Source organism: Bacillus sp. FJAT-27445, from assembly GCF_001510665.1.
Lineage (GTDB): Bacteria > Bacillota > Bacilli > Bacillales > Cytobacillaceae > Bacillus_D.
This window is the reverse complement of record NZ_LMTI01000006.1, coordinates 43,937-45,809: the sequence shown is the minus strand read 5'-3', so window position 1 is coordinate 45,809 and position 1,873 is coordinate 43,937. Positions and strand designations below refer to the sequence as shown.

The 1,873-nt window shown below is 43.8% G+C and carries 3 protein-coding genes; 2 read left to right on the top strand and 1 reads right to left on the bottom strand.

What is annotated here, in order from left to right:
• On the top strand, nt 1–603 hold a 603-nt coding region (locus AR337_RS17680; RefSeq protein WP_059173367.1), incomplete at its 5' end, for a hypothetical protein.
• Nucleotides 584–1,210, top strand: a complete 627-nt coding sequence (locus AR337_RS17675; RefSeq protein WP_059173366.1) for a TetR/AcrR family transcriptional regulator — start codon at nt 584–586, stop codon at nt 1,208–1,210. The genes AR337_RS17680 and AR337_RS17675, both read left to right, overlap by 20 nt.
• 251 nt (nt 1,211–1,461) lie before the next feature.
• On the opposite strand, the gene AR337_RS17670 is transcribed toward AR337_RS17675, so the two are convergent.
• On the bottom strand, nt 1,462–1,873 hold a 412-nt coding region (locus AR337_RS17670), incomplete at its 5' end, for a dihydrofolate reductase family protein (protein WP_253701905.1).

Here is a 1,873-nt window from a genome sequence, read left to right as displayed (position 1 = left end):
CGTAAACTTGAAGGCGTAACTATTAAGATGTGGCTTATGTTTTTAATTAGTTCACAAGCCATTTACCTGGTCATGCAGACGTATTCCATCCCTAGGATTGTTAAGGAAGCTGGCGGCTTAATGATAATTGATGTTAAGCCGTTGGGCTATAGTTTTACGTATGCGGTTAAATTTCTATCCCGGCTGTCTGAGGAAGGGTATAACGTGTATACGCATGTGCAATTACCGCTGGATTTTTTCTTTCCGTTGCTAAACTGCCTGGCCGGATTGTGTTTGTTCGGTTTGCTTATCCGCTTTTCCTATAAGTTGACCGGGAAATCAGCTCTAACCACCCATTCCTCTTTTTCAAAAATTGTATTGTCCCTCCCTTTGATTGCCATGATCTGTGATTACCTGGAAAACATCTTGATATTTGTAATGCTTACCTATCAATCGGCGGTTCCCAGAGGTATTGTATATGCGGGAAGTGCCTTTACGATTACGAAGAGCATGGCTACTTCACTTTTTTATTGTCTGGCCATCATAATTTTCATCTTAAGCTGTGTGTCCTGGATAAGAAAACGGAGAAAGAAGGAATCTATTCGTGGAACATTTCGGGGTTAGGGAAAAAAAGGCTGCACTTTTGAAAGTTTCGATACTTGAAGAAATGCTAAGGCTTCTGGAATATAAAAATCTAAATGATATTACCGTTGATGAATTGTGTACGAACGTCAATACGACCAAAGTGACGTTTTTTAACTACTTCCATTACAAGGAACAAGTGCTGGACTATTTTGTACGAAAATGGCTTTATGACAGAAGCTTTGAAATCCACTGCAAACGTTATTCGGGAGAGGAAGGTTTGTATCACGTTTTTCAATCGATTTGCGAAGATTTTGTACCTGGCAAAAAAATCATGGTTTCCCTCATCCATTATTATAGTAAGCTCACCGAGAAACCTGCCGCCATTGAGCTTTCATCTTATGAATACTACTTATTTAATGCAAAAGCATTCGAGCAAAAGGTCAAGTCCCTGATCTTGCAAGAGGTATTTACCTACTATCTTTCGGAGATACCGTCCATCCACTCCTCCAGATACACTGACGTTGTCGTTCAATTACTTGCTTTAATGTATGGTGTCCCAATTCAAACTCATATTATGGAGCTAAATGATATGTATCCTTTCTATCAGAGAGGCCTCTATAGCATTTTACGCGGAAATTGCACGTAGGTCTCAAGGTACACAGAACCTTAATCCAGATTCCGCGAGTAAGAAAAAGTGGGTTTAATCCTTATTGGATAAGCCCACTGAAAATTATTCCCTCATTTTTAATTTCCTCTTTGTCTTGGCGGGATACAACATAAAAGCGTTAATTCAACGCAATGAGCATAGACGAAGTAGCCGACAAATGTTTGCCGGCTTCATCTTGTGCTCGTACGTATTCGTCTGGCAGTGCCAAACCGCAGTGATCAGCCAAGCAGTCAACGAACGGGCGTATAGCGGAGCACGACGACGCCGGAGCCGAAAGATTTGGTCCCGCTCAGCTTCAGATTCAGTCGATCACGAACTCCCCCCAATAATTGGGGGCCACGTCCGGCAACGATTGGCTGTACCAGGAAGTGATACTCATCCACCAAGCCTAGTTGTGCCAGGGTGGAACCGAGGCCGGGACCGCCGTTAACGACTAGGTTCTTCCCTTCTGCCTTAAGCTTTGGCACCTCCTCGGAAACAGGCCCCTTCAACAAGAAAGAGTTTTGCCACGACACGTGATCCAGCGTCCGCGAGAAGACGTACTTGGGTTTCCGATCGAGCTTGCGTGCGAAGTCGACCAGGAATTGAGGTCCGTCGCCGCTGCTGGCAATGGCTGGCCAAGAACTTTCCATTAACTCGTAA